The organism is Pyxidicoccus sp. M15 (genome assembly GCF_056858435.1).
In genome coordinates, this window is the sequence record NZ_CM166495.1 from 10,653,177 (window position 1) to 10,679,009 (window position 25,833).

Below are 25,833 nucleotides of genomic sequence, written 5' to 3' on the forward strand. Positions count from 1 at the left end.
GGCTACCTCGCCTGGGTCGCGCCCATCAGCCTGACCAGGGCGGTGCGGAGCGCGTCCGCGGCGCGGGTGATGGCGGGGCTGTCTTCCTGGAGCTGTCCGTTGACGACCGCCACGGCGCGCCACTGGTCATACGCTTGTGCAACCGCCTGGAGCGCCTCTCCCTGGCGGCCCGGCAATCTCACCAGCGCATCGGAGGACGTGCGCACGGCCTGCGAGAGGGTGTTGAAGATGACGGCGTAGCTGCCCTGACGGATGGCCTCCGCGCGTGCCTCGCCGACGCCCGGCCTCGCCACTGCTTCGGCCCCCGTCCCCGCCCGTGCGGAGGCGGGCGCCGCCATCGGAGCCATCCGCCCATAGGTGATTTCCGCCTCGCTCACCACACCCGCCGCGCCGGGAATGTTGACCTCGGCGACGACACGGATGGAACCCGCCTCCGCCGAGAGGGCCACGAGCGCGCGCGAGACCTGGTTCGCAGGCAAAGCCCCCCGCGCCCGCGCGACCTCCACCTGGTCCCTGAGTCCGACGATTCGAGGGTCATTGGTCACCTGATTGTTGACGGAGCCAGCCCAGAGGAAGGAGCTGCCACCACGCTGGAAGAACCCGCCCGGTCCAACCGCAGCGGCCTGCGTGCTGGCAGCATGGCCGGGGAGGTTTCGGTAGATGTAGTAGCCAGGGCCTTCCACTCGGAGCCGCCCGTCGGCGGCGACGGCGAGACGGTAGCCCGGCGCTCTCACCACGAAGGCGCCCTGCCGCAGCCTGGGGAGCTCACGGATGAGGCCGACCATGTCCTCCTGGGTCAGCGCCCCGGACAGTTGCCGTCCCTGCCGGATGGCATTCCTCGCACGTTCGAGTATCTCGGTGCGGCCCCCTCTCCTGTTCCGAGCGGCCAGGTATGCGGCCTCCGCCGCCTGGAGAATCCGCTCGAGCTCCCGGCCGAGCTGCTGCTCCTCGGCGCTGAACATGTCCACCTGCGGATTGATGGTCGCGCGGATCCGCCCGCCGACCAGCCCGAGCTCGGTGAGCCGGTACTGGCGCTTCCACACCAACATCCGCGCACGGAGGGCGAGCCGGGGCGTCCCTCGCCTCAACATCGGCTCCATCAGTGGGCGCAGCTCCCGCGCCGCGCGGTCCAGGTCCCGCTGCTTCTCCTCGGGCGTGCGCGTGTCCGCCCCACGGACGGAGCTGGCGATGAACCGCCCCAGCCGCCGCGCCTGCGCGACAATCCAGTCCACCACCCTGTCCAGCGCGCGGTCGATGGGCTGGCGCACGCGGTTGACCACGTTCGTCACCGCGTCGCTCACCCGCCCCAGTCCGGCGATGCGCGCCAGGAAGCTGATGACCAGCGTGAGCAGCCCGGCCATCGTCTGCTCCACGCGGTTCGCCGCGGGGCCAATCGCGCCACTGGCAATCGCGGCGAGCGAGTCGATGACGGACGCGGCGACCTGGGAAATCTGCCGCAGCCGCTCCACGAAGAACATCACCGTGTTGTAGATGGCGATGATGGCCTGGATGAACGCGCCCGCCGGGTTGAGGCTCGTCACCAGGCGCGTAATCGCCGCCTGCACCACCCTGTCGCGCACGAAGGTCATGACCTGCTCCATGACCATCTCTCGCAGGTTCGACAGGCTCTGCTGAATCTGCTCCCACGCGGCGGCGGGTCCCTGGGTGACGAGCGTGCGGACGAGGTCGAACGCCGTCTCCATCGCCCTCACGGCCGTCTCGCCCACGGCGCGCACCAGCTTCTGGCGGATGTTCTGCCACGTCAGGCCCAGCACGCTGAGGACGAACTTGAGGACCTCCATCAGGGTGAAGCCCTGGGGAATGTAGATGCCCGCCCCGCTCATCGCCCCGGTGAGCCAGCCAATCAGCGACGCGCGCAGGTGCGTGAGGAACCGGCCCGCGAACTGCCGCAACCCCTGGAGGCCCGCGCGCACCAGGTTGCCGATGAAGCCCATCGGGTTGCGCAGAATCGTCCGGAACGTCGCCGCCGCGCGCCGCAGGTACGGCATCACCCCCGGCGCGACGACGGAGAAGATGATTTCGAGCAGGTTCCAGACGGTGTTGCCCGCCCAGCCCAGGAAGCTGCCGATGAAGCCGCCGAAGGCGCTCGCCACCCGCGCGAAGGCGCGCGGCAGCAGCACGATGTCCGCGATCTCCAGCGAGCGCAGCGCCGAGAGGAACAGCCCGGGAACCTGCCGGACGAAGCCCATCAGCCCGCCCAGCGCGCCCTGGAACCACGCCCACGCGCGGCTCACCGCGTTGGCGCGCCGGAGGTTGTTCCAGATTTCCTCCTGGCCGATCAGCTTCATGAAGCCGCCAATCAGCGTCTCGGCATTGCGCGGCACGGCCTCGCCGGTAATCGGGTCCTGCCCCAGCACGGCCTTGAGCAGGTCGTAGCCGCGCGTGCCCTCGGCCAGCCGCGCCAGCGGGCGCAGGATGGCGTCCTTCACCATCCGGACGATGCCGCTCACCATGGCGCGGGCGGTGCTGATGATGCGGTCGATGGGCTCCGTGAAGATGCGCCGGGCGCGCTCCCACACGCCGCCCAGGTTGAAGATGTCGCGCCAGCTCAGCGAGTCGAGGAAGCGGTTGATGGCGTCCCGGATGGCACCGCCCGTCACGCCGAGCGACGAAATCTGCTGCTCCACCCACGCGCCCGCGCGCTCGAAGACGCCGTGGTTGTCGAGCGCCTGGGTGATGAGCCCGCCGCCGGGCATGAACTCCACCACCGCGCGGAGGATGTTGGCCGCGCTGCGGTCCACGCGGCTCATGTTGATGGGGTTCACCCCGAGGATGAGGGTGAACATCCGGAAGCCGGGGATGTTGTTGGCCCGGCCCGCGAAGTAGTCGAGCGCGTCGCTGATGCCCAGCCGCTGCACCCCGGGCCCCGAGGTCCGCCCGCTGACGTTGAACGACTCGCCCCGGGACGCCGCTTGCGAGGCGCGGTCTGCCTCGCGCTCGTGAGGCCCGTCCTGCCCCGGTGCCGACTTCTGCACCGCCGGAGCGCCCTGCTGCTGCACGACGTGCGCGAGCTCGTGGGACAGCAGCCGGACGTCCGTGGACTGCTCGCCGCGGCCGAGGAAGACGTGGTTGCCGTACGTGAAGGCCCGCGCGGAGAGCTGCTCCGCGGCGGTGCCCGCGTGCGCATCCGAGTGCACGCGCACGGCGCCGAAGTCGACGCCGAAGCTGCGCTCGGCGGCGCTGCGCACCGGGGGCGTCAGGGGCGCGCCGCCGCCGGGAGCTCCGGGCAGGGGTGGCGCCGCAATCAGGGGCCGGGCCTCCGGCGACGCACCCACCGCCTGCGTGGAGGACTCCGGCTCCTGCCGCAGGTGGGCCATGGCCCGGAGGAGGCGCGGGCTTCGCCGGGCCGCACCGCCCAGGCGGACGGCCGCCCCGCCCGGCGCGTTGGCGGTGGTGGCCACCGTGCCCGTCCGCGCGGGGGCCGGGGCGCGCGCGGCAGCCGCGGTGGTGCCCAAGGCCGGAGCGCGCGCGGAGGCCGGCATGCGTCAGCCCTCTCCGGGAGTGGGTGGGGACACGCGCGAGCCCGGCCGCGGCCGCCCTCCCTGCCGTGGCTTCAGTCCCCTGAGCACGCGCATGGAAAAAGCATAGGCAACCGCGCTGACGTGTGTCGAACCGGGAGTCACAGCCGGAGTCCCTCCAACGCGGTGAGGTCCGTGGCGTCCCACCCGGCCGCACCTGGCACCCGCCAACGCGCTGCGTCGACACCCATGCGTCACAGCGCTCGACCAGCGTACCTGCGGCCAACCGCTCGTTGGCATCCCAATGAGCGCTGTCCGTCCTGACGCGGACATCGACTTCGCCGGCAGGCGCTGGGAGGGAATGCGAAACGTGGCATGTTCCGCCCCCCATGGCCGTCAGCGTCTTCGACCTCTTCAAGATTGGCATCGGTCCCTCCAGCTCCCACACCGTCGGGCCGATGCGCGCCGCGCGGACGTTCGCGCAGCGGCTCGCGGAGGGCGGCAAGCTGGAGCGGCTCTCCAAGCTCAAGGTGGAGCTCTTCGGCTCGCTCGGCGCCACCGGCAAGGGGCACGGCAGCGACAAGGCGGTGCTGCTGGGCCTGCGCGGTGAAACGCCCGAGGGCGTGGACGTGGAGTCCATTCCCGCCATCGTCTCGCGCTGGCGTACCGAAGGACGCGTGGCCGTGCTGGGCCAGCGCGAAGTCACCTTCAAGGACGGCGAGCACCTGGTGATGCACCGCCGCCGCACGCTGCCCTACCACCCGAACGGCATGCGCTTCTCCGCCTTCGCCGCGGACGGCACGGAGCTGGACTCGCGCGTCTACTACTCCGTGGGTGGAGGCTTCGTGGTGGACGAGACGGCGGCCGACGGCCAGAACCCGATTCGCCCGGACGCCACGCCGCAGCCCTTCCCGTTCCACTCCGCCGCCGAGCTGCTGGCGCACTGCGAGCGCGAGCGGCTGCCCATCAGCTCCATCATGCTGGCCAACGAGAAGACGTGGCGCAGCGAGGAGGAGATTCGCTCCGGGCTGTTGCGCATCTGGGAGGTCATGCAGGCGTGCGTGCGCCGGGGCTGCTCCAGCGGCGGCATCCTCCCCGGCGGCCTCAAGGTGGAGCGGCGCGCCGCGGCCATGTACCAGCGGCTGCTCAGCCGCCCCGAGGCCGGGCTCACCAACCCGCTCACCGTGCTGGACTGGGTGAACCTCTACGCGCTCGCCGTCAACGAGGAGAACGCCGCGGGCGGCCGCGTCGTCACCGCGCCCACCAACGGCGCGGCGGGCATCATCCCCGCGGTGCTGCACTACTACTGGCGCTTCGTGCCGGGAGCGAACGAGGACGGCGTGGTGCGCTACCTCCTCACGGCCGGCGCCATCGGCGTGCTCTACAAGGAGAACGCCTCCATCAGCGGCGCGGAGGTGGGCTGCCAGGGCGAGGTGGGCAGCGCGTGCTCCATGGCCGCCGGAGGGCTCACCGAGGTGCTGGGCGGCTCCCCGCTGCACGTGGAGAACGCGGCGGAAATCGCCATGGAGCACAACCTGGGGCTCACGTGTGACCCCATCGGCGGGCTCGTGCAGGTGCCGTGCATCGAGCGCAACGCGATGGCGTCCGTGAAGGCCATCAACGCCACGCGCATGTCCATGTCCGGCGACGGGAAGCACTTCGTCAGCCTGGACAAGGTCATCAAGACGATGCGCGACACCGGCCGCGACATGAAGGACAAGTACAAGGAGACGGCGCGCGGCGGCCTCGCCGTCAACGTGCTGGAAGTGGCCAACCTGAGCGTCGGCCTCCCGGAGTGCTGACACACCGCTGAAACGCGCACGGCGGCCCCCGTTTCCAGGAGCCGCCGCGCCGCTACCGCTGAGTCAACGGACCGCTAGCCGCGGACCATGATGGGGAAGCCCATCTCGATGGGGTTGCCCGTGGGGGCAATCCCGCGCAGCGCCTGGTTCTTGAGGCGGCCCAGGTCCTCGCGCAGCGCGGTGGCGTTGCCCGCGTAGCTGGCCACCGGGTCCCGGTAGTCGCGCGTCCCGGCCTCGAAGTCCACGCCGACGCCCGCGCCGCCGCTCTTGGCCTCGATGGTGCCCTTCACACCCTTCGTCGAGTAGGGCAGCACGCGGCCCGCCACCAGGAAGCCCGCGTCCTTCTGCACGCGCTCGATGGCGTCGAACGCGCCGTCCATGTCCCCGTCGAACGCCTTGCCCAGAAACCCGCTGTTCAGCAGGGTGTCGGGCTCGCCGTTCAGCTCCACCTCGCTGCGCACGCCGCCCGCGTTGCCGGCGCCATTCAGCTCCGTCTCGTTGGCCAGCGTCAGCTTCGCTCGCGTGTCCGGCGTGAAGGCCGAGGCCGCCACGCTGACGCCCTGCAGGTCCTTCCAGTCGAAGCCGTCCTTCAGCGGCCGGCGGAACTCCAGCGAGCCCTCGAAGCGCGTCTTGCCCGCGAACGACGTGGTGGCGCCCGTCCCCTCGGGCTTGTCCGTCTCCGGGTTCTTCGCCGGCTTCTTGCCGAGCGACACGGAGCCGCCCAGCTCGCCGCTCGCGTCGATGCGCGTGGCCAGCCAGGTGGGCTTGCCGTCGGACATCTCCACGCGCACGGTGCCCTTCAGGTCCTCCTTGGCGCTGACAGACACCCCCTTCAGGGCGCCCTGCAGGTTGCCGGACAGCTCACCGTACTGCCCCAGGCGGAGCTCCACGGCGCTGACGTTCTTGCCCAGCGACGGCAGGTCCTTCACGGAAGCGCCGAAGACCTTGTCGATGATGGGCTGGGCCGCCGCCGCGGTGATGGGGCCGCCCGAGGAGACGTTGGAGGCCAGCGCGCCGCTGACGGCCGAGGCGGCGATGATGTCCATCGCGCGCTTGGCCTCTTCGGCCGACTCGAAGCGCAGCTCCACCTTGCCGCCGGCCGACAGGCCACCACGCGCCGCCCCACTGGCACCCGGCTTGGCCGGCGTCGCGCTCGGCGTCGCGTCCGGCGTCCCCCCCGTTTTCTCCGTCTTGGCGTCCGCCTTCGCCCCCAGCTCGGCCATGACGCCGCCGCTGATTTCACCGTCCACGGTGATGACGTAGGGCTTCTTGTTCTTCAGCTCCAGCGTGCCGTTGGGGCCCTGGCGCACCATGTCCGGCGGGAAGGGCTTGCCGTCCGGCCCCTCGTTCTGCGCCAGCGGCGTCCAGTCGCGCTCGCGCGTCACCTCCACCTTGCCCTTGAGGCCGCCCTCGAGGAAGTCGAACGCCACCTTGCCGCCGGCGCCCATGGTGAACTTGTCGTTGGGCCCCAGCGTGTCGATGGCGGAGCGGTAGTTGGACGCCGTGGCAATCGCCTTCGCCATCTCCGGCGAGTTGGCCACCACGTCGCCGGTGCCGTGCAGCGCCGCGGACGCCATGTCCAGCGCGGCGCTCGGGTCGGGGATGGGCTTGAAGTTGGGGATGGGCAGGTCCTTGCCCGGGATGATGGCGTTGGCGATGTCGCCCGTGCCCGGCACGTCCGGGATGACGCTGTTCACGTCGTCCAGCCGGTCGCCCGCGAAGTTGAGCGCGCCGCCCAGCGCGTCCGCCACCGGGTTGGCCTTGTTGGCCACCTGCTCGACGATGCCGGGGCGGCCGTTGAGGCCCTCGTTGATGGCCTTGTTGATTTCCTTCTGCGCCTCCGGGTTGCGGTCCTGCGCCTTCAGCTCGTTGGACAGCACGCCGAAGAACAGGGCGTTGGCCTGCGCCGCCTCGGGCGTCTTGCCCTCCTCGATGACCGCGCGCGCCGCGCCTGCGAACTGGTCGCCGTCATCGAGGTCGAGGTGGTCGTCCTTCATCTTGTGCGAGAAGGCGCGGGCGATGGCGGCGCCGCCGTCCGGCCCCGGCCCGCCCAGCACGGTGGCGCGGGACAAATCACGCAGCGTGCCCTGCAGGTCGCCCGAGTCCATGCGGTCGTCGTCGCGGTTGACGGCCTCGCTGATGCGCTCCACCTGCGGCGCGGCGCTCTGGGCCAGCAGGCGCCGGTAGCCCGGGTCCTGGTTGGTCTCCATCAGCCGGCGCAGCTCGGCGGCGCCCTCGCGGCCACCGCGGTCCGTCTCGCGCTGGAGCGACTGGAGGTCGCGGGCCACCGCCTGCTTCGGGTCTGCCACCGACGTGAAGCCGAGCAGCTTCTGCTGGTCCGACCTGGACAGGCGCGACGCGTCCACCGCGTCGTGGACGTTGTCCAGGCCGCCGTACGGCGTCTGCTTCCCGGCCAGGCGCGCCTGGGCGTTGGCGTTGTGGCGCTTGACGATGGCCGCGTTCGCGGTGTCGAGCGCCTTCTGCTCGGCCTTCGCCGCCTCGTCCGTGAGCTTCTTCGCTTCCTTCTCCGCCTTCGCCGCCTCGCCGGACTCCTGCGTCAGCTTCTTCCCCAGCTCCGCGCGGCTGCCACCCGGCGCCCGGTCCATCCGGTCCGCCAGCCGGTCCGACTGGCCCCGCTCACGCGCGGCCTTCGCCTGGGCATCCGCCGCCGCCTTCGCAGCGGCCTCCGCCGCCCTGCGCGCCGCCTCCGCCGCCCTGCGTGCGGCCTCTGCCCTGCGCTGCGCCTCGAGCGCGGCAGCAGCAGCGGCAGCGCCATTTCCTCCACCTACTCCCCCCGTTGGACCCGGCATGGAACTCCTGAAGACACGGCCTACGGCCGCAAATTGTGAACTTCTCTATTTTCCCACCTGGCTGGGAAAGTTGCATGGGGGCACCCGGATTGGATCGGCGTCGGGCGAAACAGCTCTTCGTTGCATTGTGAATGACGCAAACAGGCGGAAGGATGGGAAGTCGCGGATAACCCCCACCGCACCAGCGCACGCCCCGCGGCGCTAGAGGAACCCATCTGATGACACACATCCAGCCAGGACCCACCCGGGTCATCCAACACCTGCTCACACGCCTGACTCTCGCGCTCGCCTTCGTCCTGACGGCGCTGCCCGCGGGCAGCGCATGGGCACAGTCGACGTATTCCATCTTCCCCACGAGCAGCACGCCCGCCGTCGCCTCGGTGACCAACGACTTCGCCGCGGTGGAGTTGGGCGTGAAGTTCAAGGCCGACGTGGCGGGCGACATCGTCGGCCTGCGCTTCTACAAGGGCGCGGGCAACACCGGCACGCACGTGGGCCATGTCTGGAGCGCCACCGGAGCGCTGCTGGCCACCGCCCCCTTCACCAACGAGACGGCCTCCGGCTGGCAGCAGGTGACGCTCACCACGCCGGTGCCCGTCACCGCCGGCACGACCTACGTCGCCTCGTACCACGCGCCGGGTGGCGCCTATGCCTTCACCGACTACGGGCTCTCCGCGGGCGCGGATGCGCCCCCCCTGCACGCGCTGGCCGGGCCCACCAACGGCGGCAACGGCGTCTTCGCCTACGGCCCCTCGGGCACCTTCCCCACCAGCAGCTTCCACGACTCCAACTACTGGGTGGACGTGGTCTTCCGCCCGGCCGCGCCCGTCACCCTCTGGCCGGCCACCGCCACGCCCACCGTCGCCTCGGTGACCAATGACTCCAGCGCGGTGGAGCTGGGCGTGAAGTTCCAGACCGACGTGAGCGGCAACGTGCTGGGCATCCGCTTCTACAAGGGCACGGCCAACACGGGCACCCACGTGGGCAACCTGTGGAGCAGCACCGGCGCGAACCTGGCCAGCGCCACCTTCACCAGCGAGACGGCCTCCGGCTGGCAGCAGGTCCTCTTCGCGACGCCGGTGGCCATCGCCGCCAACACCACGTACATCGCCTCGTACCACGCGCCCAACGGCGCCTACGCCTTCGACAACGGCGGACTGGCGGCGGGCGTGAATGCCCCGCCGCTGTACGCGCTGCCCGGCACGTCCAGCGGCGGCAACGGCGTCTTCAAGTACGGCCCCGCGGGCACCCTGCCCACCGACAGCTTCCAGAACGCCAACTACTGGGTGGACGTGGTCTTCCAGGCCACGGGCGCGCCGCCGCCTCCTCCTCCCCCGCCCGGCAACACCCTCAACATCTTCCCCTCCACCGCGACGCCGGCCACCGCCACCTCGAACGACACGTCCTCCATCGAGGTGGGCGTGAAGTTCCGCGCGGACGTGGATGGCAGCGTGAAGGGCGTGCGCTTCTACAAGGGCCTGGGCAACTCCGGCACGCACGTGGGCAACCTGTGGAGCAGCACCGGCGCGAACCTGGCCAGCGCCACCTTCATCAGCGAGACGGCCTCCGGCTGGCAGCAGGTGAGCTTCGCCACGCCGGTGCCCATCACCGCGGGCACCACCTACGTGGCCTCGTACCACGCGCCGTTCGGCGGCTACGCCTTCGACTCCAACGGCCTGGCCAGCGGCGTGGACGCGCCGCCCCTGCACGCGCTGCCCGGCACGTCCAGCGGCGGCAACGGCGTGTTCGCCTATGGCGCGCTGTCCACCTTCCCCAACAGCAGCTACCAGAACACCAACTACTGGGTGGACGTGGTCTTCGAGCCGAACGGCGCCCTGCCCCGCCCGGGCGTCTTCGGCTCCGGTCCGGTGCTGGTGGCCACCGACCCGACCAACCACTTCACCGACTACCTGAAGGAAGTGCTCAAGGCGGAAGGGCTCACCACCTTCGCCACCACCGACGCGGGCAACATCGGCGCCACGGTGTCGCTCAATGACTACAAGGTGCTCATCCTCGGCGAGGAGACGCTGAGCGCGGCCCAGGTGACGCTCGTCACCAACTGGGTGAACGCGGGCGGCAGCCTCATCGCCATGCGCCCGGCGGCCAACCTCGACGCGCTGCTCGGCCTCAATGCCACCGCGGGCACGCAGGACAACGGCTACCTGCTCATCGACACCACGCAGGCGCCGGGCGCGGGCCTCACCGCGGAGACGATGCAGTACCACGGCACCGCGGACCGGCACACGGTGGTGAGCGGCACGCGCGTGGTGGCCACGCTGTACTCGGATGCCACGACGCCCACGACGTACGCGGCCGTCACGCAGCGCACGGTGGGCAGCGGCACGGCCATCTCCTTCGCCTTCGACCTGGCGAAGTCCGTCATCCTCACGCGCCAGGGCAACCCGTCGTGGCAGGGGCAGAACCGCGACGGCTCCACCATCGGTCCGGGCGCGCGCGCCAGCGACATGTTCTACGGCAACGCATCCTTCGACCCGAAGCCGGACTGGGTGAACCTGACCAAGGTCCAGATTCCCCAGGCGGACGAGCAGCAGCGGCTGCTGGCCAACATGCTCCACCTCACCAGCGCCGTCCCGCTGCCGCGCCTCTGGTACTTCCCCAGCGCGAAGAAGGCGGTGGTGGTGATGACGGGCGACGGGCACCCGGGCGGCGCCATCAACCAGCGCTGGCAGAACTACCTGGCGGCCAGCCCCTCCGGCTGCAGCGTGGATGACTGGCAGTGCGTGCGCGGCACCGTCTACGACTTCGTCGGCGGGCTCACCGCGACGCAGGCCGCGAGCTACACGGCGCAGGGCTTCGAGTACGCCCTGCACATCAACACCAACTGCGGCGACTACACGTCCACCTCGCTGGACCCGAGCTTCTTCACCCCGCAGCTCGCGAGCTTCGCGGCGTCGTACCCGGGCATCCCCGCGCCCACCACCAACCGCACGCACTGCATCGCGTTCAGTGACTGGGCCACGCAGCCGAAGGTGTCGCTGAGCCACGGCATCCGGATGGACACCAACTACTACTACTGGCCGGACTACTGGGTGCAGGACCGTCCGGGCCTGTTCACCGGCTCGGGCCTGGCCATGCGCTTCGCGGACGTGGACGGCACGCCCATCGACGTCTACCAGCTCGCCACGCAGATGACGGACGAGTCGGGCCAGTCCTACCCGCTGCACATCGACACGCTGCTGGCCAACGCGCTCGGGACGAAGGGCTACTACGGCGCCTTCAACGCCAACATGCACGTGGACTCGGACCCGTCGGCGGGCGCCTCGGGCTCGGCGGCCATCATCGCCTCGGCCCAGCGCGAGGGCGTGTCCGTCATCACCGCGAAGCAGCTGCTCGCGTGGCTGGACGCGCGCGAGGCCACGAGCGTGTCCTCCGTCGCCTTCACCGGCACGGTGCTCACCTTCTCCGTGGCCTCTCCGGCGCGCAACCTGTCGCTCATGGTGCCCACGCGCACTGCGACGGGCCGCACGCTCGTCTCGGTGAGCCGCAACGGCTCGGCGGTGACGACGGTGTCGCAGACCATCAAGGGCGTGGGCTTCGCGTTCATCAACGGCGCGCAGGCCGGCACCTACACGGCCACCTACAACTGAGTCGCGTCCCACCCCCGTCCCACGGGGTGAGACACCGGCGGCCCGGCGTGGAGTCCTCGCGCCGGGCCGCGCTGTTTTTCGCGCGAGGTGCGTGGCCATTTCGGACCCGACGTGGAGGGTGGCCTCCGCGGCGGGGTGCGGCTTGCGTCGGGTTGCCCGAGGGCTCTAAGACGCCCCCGGCCCGTCCCCCATCGGGCCCGTCCAAAGGACACACACCCCATGCTCAAGAAGATTCTCGGCGGCCTCGCCGCCGCCATTCTCGTGCTCGTCGGCGTCATCGCCACCCGCCCCGCGGAGTACAGCGTCCAGCGCAGCGCCACCCTGCCCGTGCCGGCCGACGCGGCCTTCGTGCTCGTCAATGACTTCCACCACTGGCCCGAGTGGTCCCCGTGGGACAAGCTGGACCCGAACATGAAGACCACCTTCACCGGCGCGGAGTCCGGCACGGGCGCGGTCTACTCGTGGGTGGGCAACGACAAGGCCGGCGAGGGCCGGATGACCATCGAGGAGAGCAAGGCCAACGAGCTCGTCCGCATCAACCTGGAGTTCATCAAGCCCTTCCCGTCCACCAGCACCACCACCTTCGCGTTCAAGCCCGCCGAGGGCGGCACCGAGGTGACGTGGACGATGAAGGGCCAGAACGACTTCATCGGCAAGGCCTTCTGCCTGGTCATCGACATGGACAAGATGATTGGCGCGGACTTCGAGCGGGGCCTGGCCAGCCTGAAGACGGCCGCCGAGGGCGAGGCGAAGAAGCGCGCCGAGGCCGAGGCCGCGCGCGTGGCCGCCGAGAAGGCCGCCGCGGAGAAGGCCGCCGCCGAGGCTGCTGCCGCCGCCGCGGCCCAGCCCGCCGAGGGCGCTCCCGTCGTCGCCCAGCCCACGCCCTGATGCACCCCTGAGCGCAGGCTCGCCGCCCCCGGATGCGGGTTTCCGCGACGGGGGCGGTCGCGTTTCGCGCGCTCGTGGACATTGCCCCGGCGCGAAGCGCGCCGCAGTGCCCACTCGCTGACGCCTCGCGGGCGCCGTCCTGCACCTGGGTACAGGGCCGGCATACAGACCGTCTGTGCCGTCTTTTCCGGCACGTCCACCTTCCCCCGCTGGTGACAGGTCTCTATGCGTCTGCGCAAAACCGCCGCGAAGAATCCCCCCACGTCGCTGAAGAGCGAAAGCCTCGAGCCCTACCGGATGCACTCGGAAGGGCAGTTCCTCACCACGGACCAGGGGATTCCCATCTCCGAGACGGACAACTCGCTGAAGGCGGGCGTCCGTGGCCCCACGCTCCTGGAGGACTTCCACTTCCGCGAGAAGATGATGCGCTTCGACCACGAGCGCATCCCCGAGCGCGTGGTGCACGCGCGCGGCGCCGGGGCCCACGGCTACTTCCAGGTCTACAAGTCGCTGGAGAAGTACACGCAGGCGCGCTTCCTCACGGACCCGTCGCTGCGCACTCCAGTCTTCGTGCGCTTCTCCACCGTGGGCGGCTCGCGCGGCTCGGCGGACACCGTGCGCGACGTGCGCGGCTTCGCCACCAAGTTCTACACGCCCGAAGGGAACTTCGACCTCGTGGGCAACAACATGCCCGTCTTCTTCATCCAGGACGGCATCAAGTTCCCGGACTTCGTCCACTCGGTGAAGCCCGAGCCGCACAACGAAATCCCCCAGGCCTCCTCCGCGCACGACTCGCTCTGGGACTTCGTCTCGCTCGTCCCGGAGACGTCGCACATGGTGATGTGGCTGATGTCGGACCGCGCCATTCCGCGCAGCTTCCGGATGATGGAGGGCTTCGGCGTCCACACCTTCCGGCTCGTCAACGCGGAGGGCAAGGCGACGCTGGTGAAGTTCCACTGGAAGCCGCTGCTCGGCACGCACTCCATGGTCTGGGACGAGGCGCAGAAGCTGTCCGGCAAGGACCCGGACTTCCACCGCCGCGACTTGTGGGAGGCGATCGAGGCCGGCGACTTCCCCGAGTACGAGCTGGGCCTGCAGCTGATTCCCGAGGAGGACGTGCTCAAGTACGGCTTCGACCTGCTCGACGCGACGAAGCTGCTGCCGGAGGAACTGGTGCCGGTGCAGCGGGTGGGCAAGCTGACGCTGGACCGCAACCCGGACAACTTCTTCGCGGAGACGGAGCAGGTGGCCTTCTGCGTGGCCAACGTGGTGCCGGGCATCGACTTCACCAATGACCCGCTGATGCAGGCGCGGCTGTTCTCCTACCTGGACACGCAGCTGACCCGGCTGGGCGGACCCAACTTCGCGGAGCTGCCCATCAACAAGCCGGTGGCGCCGGTGCACAACCACCAGCAGGACGGCTTCGGGCGACAGACGATTCCCACCAGCCGGGCCAACTACCACCCCAACTCGCTGGGCGGAGGCTGCCCGTTCCTGGCCAACCCCAAGCAGGCCTTCACGCACCTGCAGGAGCGCGTGGACGGGCGCAAGATTCGCCAGCGGAGCGGGAGCTTCAACGACCACTTCAGCCAGGCCACGCTCTTCTTCAAGAGCCTGACGAAGCCGGAGCAGGAGCACCTGGTCGCCGCGCTGGAGTTCGAGGTGGGCAAGGTGGAGCGGAAGGAGATTCGCGAGCGCGTGGTGAATCAAATCCTCGTCAACATCGACCCGGACATCGCCGTCCGGGTGGCGCGCGCGGTGGGCGTGGCCCCACCGAAGCCGGGGAAGCCCTCGAAGGCGGCGGGCAAGAAGGCGAAGCCCCCCCTGGAGTCGTCACCGGCGCTGAGCCTGGAGAACACGCCGAAGGACTCCATCAAGACGCGGAAGATTGCCGCGCTGGTGGCGGACGGCTTCGCGGGGAAGGAGCTGGCCCACGTGCGCAAGCAGCTGGAGGGAATGGGCGCGACGGTGGAGGTGGTGGGCCCCACGCTGAGCCCCGTCACCAGCATGGAGGGCGAGCAGGTGACGCCGCTCAAGACGTACCTGACGGCGTCCTCGGTGATGTACGACGCCGTCTACGTGCCGGGTGGGGAGAAGAGCGTGGCGGCGCTGAAGCGGGTGCCGCTCGCGGTGGACTTCGTGCGCGAGGCCTTCACCCACTGCAAGCCGCTGGCGCTCTCGGGTGAGGCGGGGATGCTGCTGGACGCGGCGGGCGTCAGCCAGCTCGCGCCGCCGCCTCCGGCGAAGGGCGTGGATGGGGCGCTGGGCGTGGTGCGGAGCGTGAAGCCGGAGACGAAGGGCTTCAGTCAGCTCTTCGCGTCCGCCATCGCCGCGCACCGGCACTGGGCGCGCGAGGCGCCTCCTCCGGCATAGCCTCAGTGGGGCATCCGCCCCACGAACAGGCCCAGCACGAAGGCCAGCACGGCGAGGGTGGCCACCCAGAGCATCGGGACCCCCTTCGCCCGTGCCTGGACTGGAGGGGCGACGCGCACCGCCGCCTGCTCCTCCGGGACGATGATGCGCACCTTGATGACGGCCTTGGTGAGCACGTCCTCCACGTCCCCCAGGAAGCGCTCGTACTCGTCCGCGCGCATCTCCAGGGGCTCGCCGTGGTGCGTCTCGTACCGCTTCGCCACGGCCTCGAAGTTGCGCAGCTGCGCCTCGCGCTTGGACACGTCCACCCAGCCGCACATCAGCGAGGGCGCATTGCCCTTCCGGGGCACGAGGGAAATCGCCTGCCGCGCCAGCTTCCCGCCCGCCGTGCTCGGCCCTTCCGGCTCGTCGATGCGCAGCACCCGGTGCGGGCCCCGGCCATACATCTTCGAGGCCAGCGCGCGCCGCAGCTCCTCCGCGAGCAGCGCCGAGTGGTTCGCGAACATCGTCCGCAGCGCCGGGGACTCCTCCTCCGCCGCGCCCTTCCCCTTCGCGGGCTCCAGCGGATTGAGCCGCACCACGCCCACCTTCTCGGGCGCCGGGCTCGTCCGCTTCTCCCCGCCCTTCGTCAGCCAGCTCGCTGCCGGCTTCGTGCTGGCCTTGCCCGCGGGCTTCTGGCTCTGGACGTCCGTGGCGACGTCCGCCGGCTCCCGTCCCTTGCCGCCCGCCTTGCCCGCCCGCGCGGGCTTGTCCTCCACGGGCCCCATGCGCGTCGCATTCGGGTCGCCCACGCCCAGGGGCGCCATGCGCGTCTCCTGGGGGCCCGTCTCCAGGGGCGCCATGCGCGTCTCCTCGGGACGGGTGAGGATGGGAATGTCCCGCGTCGCGTCCGCGTCCTCCTCCGGCGCGATGCGTGTCTCGTCGGAGCGCCCCGGACTGGGGGCCCTCCTCTTCCCGTTGGACATGTGCGGCCCTCTCCCAGCGGAGCATACTTCAAGGCCGGCCCCGCGCCCGTCAATGGAGACCCGGGCTTGCGCCCGTCAACAGAGGCCCCGGGCCACCGTCTTCACGGCACCAGCCGCACCGTCAGCGTGCGCGCGTCGGAGCGGCCCTGGTCATCCACGGCGCGCACCACCCAGGTGCCTGGCCTCGCCGCCCAGTGCAGGGGCTCGCCGCGCGGCGCGGTGCCCACGAGCTGCTCGTCCACGAACCAGAACACCCGCCGCACGTCCGCGTCCGTCACCACCGCCAGCGGCACCGTCTGCGGCGCCGCCGCGGACACGCGCAGGTTGTAGTCCACGCCCTCCTCCGGCGTGGTGATTTGCGGCGCGGTGCCCTCGCTCGCGCGCTGCTCCAGCCCGCACGTCGCGTCCTCCGCGGGAGGCACGCGCCGGGGCAGGCCCGCCTTCTGGAACAGGCGCAGCAAGTCCGATGGCCAGAACTCGAACACCTCCGCGCGCGTGGAGGGCCCGGGCGCGCATGTCCTCAAGCCCGTGCGCGTGTCCACCAGCACCTCGCGGTGCACGTCACAGGCGCGGATGGGGGAGGTGCCCGGGATGAACCAGGTGCTCGCCTTGCGGTGACAGTGCGGGCCGGGGATGCCGCCGGACAGCGCGCACACCTGCACGCGGCTGACGCCGGGCGGCGGCGACGGGTGCACGCGCCGCACGTCGGAGTCCTTCGAGCGCAGCGAGTCCACCACCTCGAACATCAGCGGCGCGGCGGCCGTCTGCCCCACGAAGGCGGGATTGGACTGCCCGTCGAAGTTGCCCACCCACACCGCCACCACGTACGGCCCCACCACGCCCACGCTCCACGCGTCCCGGAAGCCGGTGGACGTGCCCGTCTTCCACGACACCGGCACCGTGTCCCGCGCCCACTCGGCGCGGAAGGACTGCGCGGGCCTCGGGCCCTTCGCCAGCCCATCCAGCACCATGAAGCTGGCCTCGGCGCTCAGCATCCGCGTGCCCTCGTCGCGGGGCGCCTCCACGGACAGGCGCAGCGGACGGAGCACGCCCCCGTTGGCGAGCATCGCGTACAGCTCCACCAGCTCCACCATGGACACGCCCGCCGAGCCCAGCGCGAGCGACAGGCCGTAGTACGACTCCTCGCGCAGGCCCGTGACTCCCGCCTGCCGCAGGAAGCCATACAGCCCGGGCGCGCGGAGCTGCTTCGCCAGCGCCACCGCGGGGATGTTGCGGCTGCGCACCAGCGCCTCCTCCGCCGCCAGCGGCCCCACGTATTCGCCGTCGAAGTTCTCCGGGTCATACCCCCGGAAGCCGGTGGACGCGTCCTTCAGCATGGTGCGCGGGTGGAGCAGCCCCTGGTCGAAGCCCAGCCCGTAGATGAAGGGCTTGAGCGCCGAGCCCGGCGAGCGCTTCGCCTGCGTGCCGTCCACCTGCCCGTCGATGCCCACGTCGAAGAAGTCCGCCGAGCCCACCGCCGCGCGCACCTCCAGCGTGCGCCAGTCCACCAGCATCGCGGACGCGTTGCGGATGCCCACCTCGCGCCGCCGCTCCACGTACTGCCGCACGTGGCGCTCCAGCAGCTTCTGCAGGGACAGGTCCAACGTGCTTTTCACGCTGGAGCCCGCGGGGCTGGCGCGCAGCGCCCGGCCCACGAAGTGCGGCGCGAGGAAGGGCAACTCCTCCGGCGTGCGCACCGGGAGCGGCTGGGACAGGTGCGCCCGGCGCTCGGCGTCTTCCGGGTGGAGCACCAGCCACCGCTCGAACAGGCGCAGCCGCGCCGCCGTCAGCGCGCCGGCGTCACGGCCCGGGTCTCTGCGTGCCGGGCTCTGCGGGACGACGGACAGGGTGAGCGCCTCCGCCAGCGACAGTCGCTCCACGTCCTTCGCGAAGTAGACGAGGCTGGCCGCCCCCACGCCCTCCACGTTGCGGCCATACGGCGCGAGGTTGAGGTACGCCTCCAGGATTTCGTCCTTGGAGTACGTGCACTCCAGCTGCAGCGCCCGCAGCATCTGCCACACCTTGCCGCCCGGCGTGCGCGACTCGATGCCGTAGCGGATGCGCGCCAGCTGCATGGTGAGCGTGGAGCCGCCCATGCGGCGTCCACGCGCCAGGTATGTGCTCCACACGGCGCGGCCCAGCGCCACGGGGTTGACGCCGATGTGCTCGCGGAAGTGCTGGTCCTCGTGGAGCAGCGTGGCCTCCACCAGCACCGGGGGAATCCGCTCCAGCGGCACCCAGAGCCGGTACTTCTCGTCCGGCGACAGGGTGAGCCGCAGGAGCCGCCCCTCGCGGTCGAACACCGCCTGCGAGAAGCCCAGCTCCTCGCGCAGCGGCGGCCGGGGCACCGCGGCGTACAGCACCGCGAGCCCCAGCACCGCCAGCAACCACCGGCGCAACCCGCGACGCTTCACGGCGTGCGCACCGTCACCTTCGTGCCCACCGAGCGCGCTCGCACGCCACGGTCATACATGCCCTCGGCGAAGGCCGGCGGCATCACGAACGCACCCGTGTTGGTCGCCTTGATGCGGTAGATGTACTCGGTGACGGTGTCGCCCACCGTGCCGTAGAGCACCACCCGGTCCTCGCGCACGTCCACGTACTCGGGCGAGAACGAGGAGCGGTCGCTGCCCACCGGCGGCACCCAGCCGCCCGCGACGGGCTCGGGCTCCGTGTAATACGACTCCTCGCCCTCGCCCTCGTCGGAGCTGTCCTCGGAGCCCTCGTCAGGGGACTCCTCGGACTCGGACCCCTCGTCGGAGGACGGCGCGGCCGGCTTCTCCATCACCACCTCGAAGCCACCGGGCAAGAGGTCGGTGATGGCCACGTGGGAGACGTTGTCGCCCACCGCGCGCAGCCTGAGGTGCACCTCCACCTCGCCGCCCAGCGGCACCTCCGTCACCACCTTGCCGTCCAGGTCCTGCAGCTCGCGCTGCACCTCCAGCCGCTGGACGATGGGCTGCGTGGGCAGCTCCAGGTCGTAGCCCGCCTGCGTCACCTGGAAGAAGAGCGGCGCGTCCGTGGGCCCCTGCACGCGCACGCCGGTGGCCTGCTCGGAGAAGGCCACCTGGGGGAAGAGTCCCTCGGGCATCGTGAGCGGGCGGAGCGCGTCCGCCACCTTCTCCAGGATGGCCGCCCCGCTGCGCGACGGCATTCCCTGCGCGCCCAGCGCCTGGGCATACGCCTCCAGGCCGAGGATGGCGTACGCGGAAGACAGCGTGTTGAAGCGCTCCTGGGTGATGGGCTGCGTCATGCCGACGAGCATGTCGCCGGTGACGGCCTTGAGCCGCTCCGGGAAGTGACGCGACAGCAGGTAGAGCACCTGCGAGTCGTAGACGAGCCCGTCATAGAGCGACGCGTAGTCCGCCTCCTGCGGCGTCCCCACGCGCACCTTCTTCAGCGCGGCCTCGGCCTCCTTGTCCTGCTTGAGCAGCTTGTGCGTCGCGGCGAGGTACGCGGCCGTCAGGTCCGTAGGCCAGGCCTCCGCGGCGTTCGTGTCCAGCCACTCGCGCAGGGACACCACCACCGGGCGGGACACCTTGCCGTTTCGGGTGAGCACGTACTGCGCATACGCGATGTTGCGCGCCTGGGTCAGGTCGGAGGGCGTGCGGCCCACCAGCACGGTCAGCCACGTGAGGCCCCGGTTGAGCACCTCCGGCGGCACCGCGAAGCCGCGCTCCTTCGCCTCGGTGAGGAAGTGCAGCGCGTAGATGCTGGGCAGCGTGGGTGCGTACGAGTTGGCCGCCCACAGGCCGAAGGCGCCCTCCTCGTTCTGCCGCGAGCGCAGCGTCTGGAGCGCGGAGGCGAAGGAGGCCTCCGCCACCTGCGGCCCCTGGCCCAGCAGCTCGCGCCGGCCCTTGAGCACCACCGCCGGGAAGGCGCGGCTGACGAGCTGCTCGGTGCACCCGTAGGGGTACTTCTCCAGGTACGTGGACAGGCCGCGCGCCAGGCCCAGGGGCAGCGGCGACGCGCTGACCTCCAGCGTGCGGTAGGCCCCGTGCATCTTCCGGGACACCGCCACGTCCGCCTTGCCGTCCTTGAGGTGCCCGCCCGCCACGGACGTGAGGTAGGGCACCGCGGGCCGCACGCTCAGGTCCACCGACTGCTTCACGCGCTCCTTGCCCATGGACGCGGTGAAGGCCAGCGTCCCCGAGCCGAGCACCGACTTCGCCTTCACGCGGAACGTCGTGCTCGCCTCGCGCCCCTCGTCGATGTCGAGCGGCCGCTTCGCCTCGTCCAGCACCTCCAGGTGCTCGGACGTCTTCAGCTCCAGCGTCACCTTCGCGCCCTTGCCGGAGCCATCCAGGCTGTTGGCCACCGCCACGCCCACGCTGAACTCGTCCCCGGGCGCGACGAAGGTGGGCACGCTGGGCGTAATCACGAACGGCCCGCGGATGATGGCGCGCTTGCTGGCGGCGCCCACCGACTCCGTGCCCACGGCGACGGCCATGACACGCAGCTCGCCGTTGAAGGAGTCCGGCACGTTGTAGACGACGTCCCGCTCCGTCTCGTCGATGTCCACGACGCCGGACCAGTACGCCACCGGCTTGTCCCGCTTGCGCTTGAAGGGGTTGAGATTCTTGCCAATCGCGGCCGCGCCCTCGTCGTCACCGCCCATGGCGGACACCGCCCGGGACACGGAGAACTCCGGCAGCAGCAGGTCCAGAATCTGCCCGGTGCGCACCTCCAGCGCGCGCTTCTTGAAGAAGTGCGCCAGCGGGTCCGGCGTCTGGTAGCCGGCCACCTGGAGGATGCCCTCGTCCACCGCGAACACCACCACCTTGCCGGCGCGGTTGCCGCGGTAGCGGATGCGGTACGGCTCGCCGGGGCGGGCCTTGTCCGCGCTGGTGAGCGTCACCTGCAGCGCGCGGCTGTCGCGGCTCACGGAGAACGGCACCACGCCATAGCTCAGCGGGCTCATGAAGATTTCCTGCGAGTCCATGGCGCGGACGAACGTCACGTTGACGTAGCCGTTGCCCTCCAGGCCCGGCGGCAGGCGGATGGTCTGCACCGTGCTGGTGGCGTCCGCCTTGAACCACTTCCACGCGTAGACGCGGTCTCGCTCAATCGTGATGAGGCCCGCGCCGGTGTACGGCGCCTTGACGCTCAGCTCGATGTCGTCGCCCGGCGCGTAGTCCTGCTTCGCGAGCTTCACCTCCAGCTCCGCGTTCTTCTCCAGCGCGCGCGTGAGGTTGGCCTGGCCCGCCACCGAGTACTCCACGCGGCCCAACTCCGTGCCCTCCGCGTCCTTCACCACCACCACGAAGTCGCCGGGCTGCTCGGTGGACAGCGCGTACTTGAAGCCCGCCTCGGCGATGGGCAGGTCCCGCGTGCGCACCGTCATGTCGCGGCGCACGGACTGGTAGCGGTACGTGCCATTGGACTGCTGCGTGAGCACGGACACCCAGCGCTGCTCGATGAGCTCCGCCTTCAGCCCCTGCACCGCCAGCTTCTTCAGCGTGGGGTCCACGGCGATGAAGTCCACCGAGCGCGCGGAGCCCTGGCTCAGGTAGTACAGCCCACCGTCCGGCTTGAAGCCCACGAGGTATGGCAGCGGCGACACCAGCAGCGACGCCTCGGACGACACGCCGCGCCCGCCCTCCGCCTCGTAGCCCTCCGCGAGGAAGGACACGCGCCAGGTGGCCTTTTCGAACTTCTCCAGGCCCAGCTCCAGCTCCACCTCGCCATTCTCGTCGGTGGTGGTGTCCTCCAGGCGTTCGGTGAAGCTGCGCGGGGCGCGCAGCGGGTCATGGAAGAGGTAGCCGGGGTACTTGCGGAAGCTGGGGTACGCCGGGGACAGCGACACCTCGGCGGACACGCGCCGGTCGGCGGCGGGGATGCCGAAGAGGTTCTTCAGCGTCACCATGCCCTTGAGGTCCTTCGGAGGCACCCAGCCCTCGGTGCGCTCGGCGCTGAAGCGCGTGGTGATGCGCATGCGGTCCGGGAGGAACTCCTCCACGCGCACGGTGGTGGAGCCGAGCAGGCTGCCGCGCTGGCCGTCCTTCACCACGTACAGGTTCACCTGGTAGTTGCCCGTGGGGGACGTCTCCTCCGTCGTGTACTGGAGCCCCTCCAGGCCCACGGCGGAGAGCGACAGCTTCTTCTTGTGCACCTCCAGGCCGCGCGGGTCGATGACGGCCGCCTCCAGCGGGACACCGGTGGGCGGGCGGCTCCAGTCGGACGCCTTCACCACCAGGGCCACGTGGAAGGTGTCCCCGGGGCGGTAGAGGCCGCGGTCGGAGAAGAGGAAGGCGGAGAGCCGGTCTGGCGTGGACCCGCTCTCCACGCCGCCCACGTCGAAGCGGCTGAAGTTGAGCTGCCGGTCATACCGGTTGACGGGGATGAAGGCGAAGTCGTCGCCCTTGCGCGCCAGGTACACGATGGGCGAGCGCTCGCGGACGAAGTCCGTCAGCTTCGGGAAGGCGGCATGACCGTCCACGTCCGTGGTGGCGCTCACCACCGGCAGGCCGTTCTTGCCCAGCACGCTCACCGTCACGCCCTCCGCGGGCTGGCCGGAGCCCAGGCTCTGCACGAAGACGTCGTGCGAGCCGTCCGCGTTGTCCTTCACCACCAGCCCCAAATCGGTCACCAGCAACAGCCGCGTGTCCTCCTTGCCGGTGGACTGCTTGTGCTCCGGGTCCCAGCTCTGGACCTTGAAGAAGAACAGGCCACGCCGCGAGGACGGAGCGTTCTCCGGCGTGAGGTAGGGCGCGAGGTCGAACGCGGCGTACTGCGCCTTGCCGCGGCCGGCCCCCTCCAGCGGGCGCACCTCGGTGAAGGACTCGGAGATGTTCTCCTCGTTGAAGTTGTAGGAGTTGAACTCGGGGTGCGCGAAGCGCCCCTCGGTCTGCGTAATCAGGTGGTTGAGCTGGTCCGGCAGCACGCGGCCGAGCGCGAAGCGCAGCGCCTTCACGTCGCGCGACATCACCGTGACCTTCTTCTCGCCCGCGAGGCTGAGCAGCGCGCCCTCGTGGAGGATGCTCACCTCCTCCGGGTAGGCCGGCATCTGGAAGATGGTGTCGTAGCGCTCGGCCAGCACGTAGCCGCCCGCGGACTGCATGCCCTTGTTGAGCCGCACGTAGACCGAGCGCCCCACGTCCGCCTGGATGCGGAAGCTGTGCAGCTTGGCGAACTCCGTGTCCGTGGGCACCGCGTCCAGCTTCAGCTTCGCGGAGGCCGGCAGCAGCTCCTCGCCGATGTCCGCCACGCCGTAGTTGCTCCACACGGCGTTGGGCACCGCGGGCTGACCGTCCTTCGCGGGCCGGTCCTTGGGGAGCACCCAGACCTGGAGGTTCTTGCGCAGCTCCGCCTCGGAGACGCCGGTGGAGAGCTTGAGCACCAGCACCTGCTCCGGCTCGTAGCGGTCATTGCGCACGAGCGACGCTTCGGAGCCGCTCACGTGGAAGTACGTGAACATGCCGGGGATGGTGACCACGCGCGACTGCCTGTCCAGGGTGCCCTCCCCGCCCCGCGCCGCGCGGATGCCGGGCGCCACCGTCAGCGTCATCGGCGTGTCGTTCTGCGGGATGGAGATGAGGTCCGACTGGAGGTACGCCTGCCCCTTGAGCTTGTCGTAGGTGACGTTGAACGGGAAGCCGTCGGAGCTCGCTCCCAGCAGCCCGCGCTTCTCCTCACCCAGCCGCAGCGACAGGTTGCGCACGAGCGTCGCCGGGTCCACCGCGTGGGAGAACGTCAGCGTCGCCACCACGCGCTTCTCCTTCGGGTTGCGCGGGTCCTCGTAGAACTCGAGGTTGGAGATGGACGCGGAGAAGGGCGCGGACTTGAAGCTCGTCTCGTACGCGTCCAGCAGGACGTGGTCCGGGAACAACTGCGTGCGGTCCAGCGAGACCTTGTACTCCTGCCCCACCGCCCAGTCCTCGGCCGGGGTGAAGGTGAGCATCTGGTCACTGGCCCACCGCCACTCGCCCTTCACCCCGGGCGTCATGGTGATTCCGGCCGTGACGGGCTTGCCGATGGCCTCCAGGCGCGCCACCGAGCCGGTGAAGTGCAGGTACACCGGCATCGGCTGGGCCACGTCCTCCAGCTTCGTCAGCGGAGGGTTGGTGGCGGAGAGCGCGTAGCTCACCGGCTTGGGGCGGTTCTGGTACCAGCGGTAGCCGGCATCCGCGCCCACGACGAGCAGCACCAGGGCGAGGAGCGAGAGCGCGAAGCGCCCGGGGCGCTGGCGGACCTTGTCGACCCCGCTGCGCGCGATGCGCGCGGAGGCGCGGCCCAGCGAGGCGGCCCAGGGGGGCGGGGTCCAGCGCAGCTCTCCGAATACGCGCGTGAGGAACCGCGGTCGGGGCGGAGTGGGTTCCGATTCGTTTGAGGACATGGGGTGGGGTGCGGCGCGAGTTGCCTGCCCGGGAAGGAGCAAGCAGGGGGCCAGCTACCGGCGATGAAAGCACGAGTCGGGCCGTGGAACGAAGCCATGGGACGCGGGCGGCCAGCCACGGTGCCTGTGCGCCCCCAGCCACGCCTCCGCGCCCGTGCGCGGCTGCCTGCCCGCTTGCCGGCTAGCGGGAGTCGGACGACGTGGACGAAGAGGAAGAGCCCGGCCAGGGCGTGCGGAAGTTCCGGTGCGAGCCGCCTCCCGGAGGCGTGGGCTTCGACGGCGGGAGCGGCGCCCCCGGACGGACGGGGGCCATGGTGTCAGGTGGGTCCTCCACCACCACAACGGGGTCCTGGTCGATGAGCCCGCCCGCGAGGAGCGCTCCGGCGAGCAGCGCGCCCAGGGACAGCCCCAGGAGGACCCGACGGACGAGGCGCCGCTTCGAGAGCGCCGGGGCGGGCTCGGTGACGCCCTCCCCCACCGCATGAGCCTCGACCTGGGCAGAAGGTGAGGAGGTGCTCCCCTCCGGCCCCGGCTGCGCGGTGGCTCCGCCTGACGCAGCGGTTGTCACCGTGCCCTGCCGGTCACCAGCGGCCTCCGGAGGAGGCGGGGCCCGGGCGGCGCGCAGGGCGGTGAGCGCCTCGGCCGCGGAGGCGAATCGCTCCGAGCGCTTCTGCGCGAGCAACCGCCGGAGGAACGCCCGGAGCGGCTCGGAGCCCTGGACGTGCTGCTCGAAGGACAGCGCCAGCCCGTCGTCGAGCAGGTCCGCCGGCATGCGGCCGCTGAGCGCGTGGACCAGCGTGGCGCCCAGGGCGTACAGGTCACTCGACGGCTCCACCGTCCCGCCGAGCTGCTCCGGGGGCATGTACCCGAAGGTGCCGACCAGGGTCGCCCCGTGCGTCACCTCCCGCGCGAGGTGCCGGGCCGCGCCGAAGTCCACCAGCGCCGCGCGCCCGTCCGGGCGGAGGATGAGGTTGGCCGGCTTCACGTCCCGGTGGATGAGCGCGGGCGTGCGCTGGTGCAGGGACTGGAGCGTCTCCAGCACCTGTGCGGCCAGCGTCCACGCCTCGTCCTCGTCCAGGCGCTTGCGCTCGATGCGCTGGAGCAGCGACTCCCCTTCGAGGAACTCCTGAGCGAGGTACAGCCGCGTGCCCACGCCGCTGCCTTCCTTGAAGCTCGCCACGAAGCGGGGGATGTCCGGGTGGCTCAAGGCGCGCAGCACGGCGGCCTCGCGCTCGAAGGCGTCGAGCTGCTCCGTGCCCGGCACCAGCGCGAAGAGCAACTCCTTGAGCGCCACCCGGCGCCCATGCGGGTCCACCGCGAGGTACACGCGGCCGTGGACCGACTGGGAGATGACCCGCTGGACGCGGTAGCCGCCCGGAGCCGCGGCGGCACCACAGTGACCGCAGCGCGAGCCCTCCAGGGCGGCCTCGCACACCACGCACGCGGCCGCGCCCTCCTCACGGTGGCCCAGCACAGGCTGGATGCGCTCCACGGTACACCTCCCAGGCGGGCTCCCAGTCTACGGACCCGGCCCGGCAGATGCGAACGGCGGGCCAGCTCCCACTTCCCGTGA

The 25,833-nt window shown here is 70.9% G+C and carries 10 protein-coding genes; 4 read left to right on the plus strand and 6 right to left on the minus strand.

Annotated elements, in window-relative coordinates:
* Positions 1 to 2 precede the first annotated feature (2 nt).
* A complete protein-coding gene (locus ACX9TP_RS39430; RefSeq protein WP_482975828.1) occupies positions 3 to 3,503 on the minus strand; it encodes an eCIS core domain-containing protein in 3,501 nt (1,166 codons plus the stop codon).
* Between the two features lie 365 nt (positions 3,504 to 3,868).
* On the opposite strand from ACX9TP_RS39430, the gene ACX9TP_RS39435 reads away from it, so the two are divergent.
* On the plus strand, positions 3,869 to 5,281 hold the full coding sequence (locus tag ACX9TP_RS39435; protein ID WP_482975829.1) for an L-serine ammonia-lyase: 1,413 nt from the start codon (positions 3,869 to 3,871) through the stop codon (positions 5,279 to 5,281).
* 74 nt (positions 5,282 to 5,355) lie between these two features.
* Here the strand turns inward: ACX9TP_RS39435 and ACX9TP_RS39440 are convergent, their stop codons facing one another.
* Entirely contained in the window at positions 5,356 to 8,091 is a 2,736-nt protein-coding gene (locus ACX9TP_RS39440) for a hypothetical protein (RefSeq protein ID WP_482975830.1), read from the minus strand.
* Positions 8,092 to 8,309: 218 nt separating this feature from the next.
* Here ACX9TP_RS39440 and ACX9TP_RS39445 point away from each other — a divergent pair, with 218 nt between their 5' ends.
* From ACX9TP_RS39445 to ACX9TP_RS39455, 3 genes are all read left to right on the plus strand, one after another.
* The gene (locus tag ACX9TP_RS39445) at positions 8,310 to 11,699 is read left to right on the plus strand and encodes a DUF4082 domain-containing protein (protein ID WP_482975831.1); all 3,390 of its coding nucleotides are present in this window, start codon (positions 8,310 to 8,312) and stop codon (positions 11,697 to 11,699) included.
* Between the two features lie 219 nt (positions 11,700 to 11,918).
* On the plus strand, positions 11,919 to 12,587 hold the full coding sequence (locus ACX9TP_RS39450; protein ID WP_482975832.1) for an SRPBCC family protein: 669 nt from the start codon (positions 11,919 to 11,921) through the stop codon (positions 12,585 to 12,587).
* A 225-nt stretch (positions 12,588 to 12,812) separates the two neighbouring features.
* Complete coding sequence (locus ACX9TP_RS39455; protein ID WP_482975833.1) at positions 12,813 to 14,960, plus strand: catalase; 2,148 nt, start codon at positions 12,813 to 12,815, stop codon at positions 14,958 to 14,960.
* 2 nt (positions 14,961 to 14,962) lie between these two features.
* Here the strand turns inward: ACX9TP_RS39455 and ACX9TP_RS39460 are convergent, their stop codons facing one another.
* The 4 genes from ACX9TP_RS39460 to ACX9TP_RS39475 all read right to left on the minus strand — a co-directional run bounded on the left by ACX9TP_RS39460 (position 14,963) and on the right by ACX9TP_RS39475 (position 25,752).
* A complete protein-coding gene (locus tag ACX9TP_RS39460) occupies positions 14,963 to 15,925 on the minus strand; it encodes a hypothetical protein (protein WP_482975834.1) in 963 nt (320 codons plus the stop codon).
* A 101-nt stretch (positions 15,926 to 16,026) separates the two neighbouring features.
* Positions 16,027 to 18,339 carry a penicillin-binding protein 1C gene (pbpC, locus tag ACX9TP_RS39465; protein ID WP_482975835.1) on the minus strand — a complete coding sequence of 771 codons (2,313 nt, stop codon included), beginning with the start codon at positions 18,337 to 18,339 and terminating at the stop codon, positions 16,027 to 16,029.
* Positions 18,336 to 24,260, minus strand: a complete 5,925-nt coding sequence (locus ACX9TP_RS39470) for an alpha-2-macroglobulin (RefSeq protein WP_482975836.1) — start codon at positions 24,258 to 24,260, stop codon at positions 18,336 to 18,338. Before ACX9TP_RS39470 ends, pbpC begins: the two co-directional genes overlap by 4 nt.
* Before the next feature lie 181 nt (positions 24,261 to 24,441).
* Positions 24,442 to 25,752 (minus strand): serine/threonine-protein kinase, encoded by a 1,311-nt coding sequence (locus tag ACX9TP_RS39475; RefSeq protein WP_482975837.1) that lies wholly within the window; start codon positions 25,750 to 25,752, stop codon positions 24,442 to 24,444.
* Positions 25,753 to 25,833: the final 81 nt, after the last annotated feature.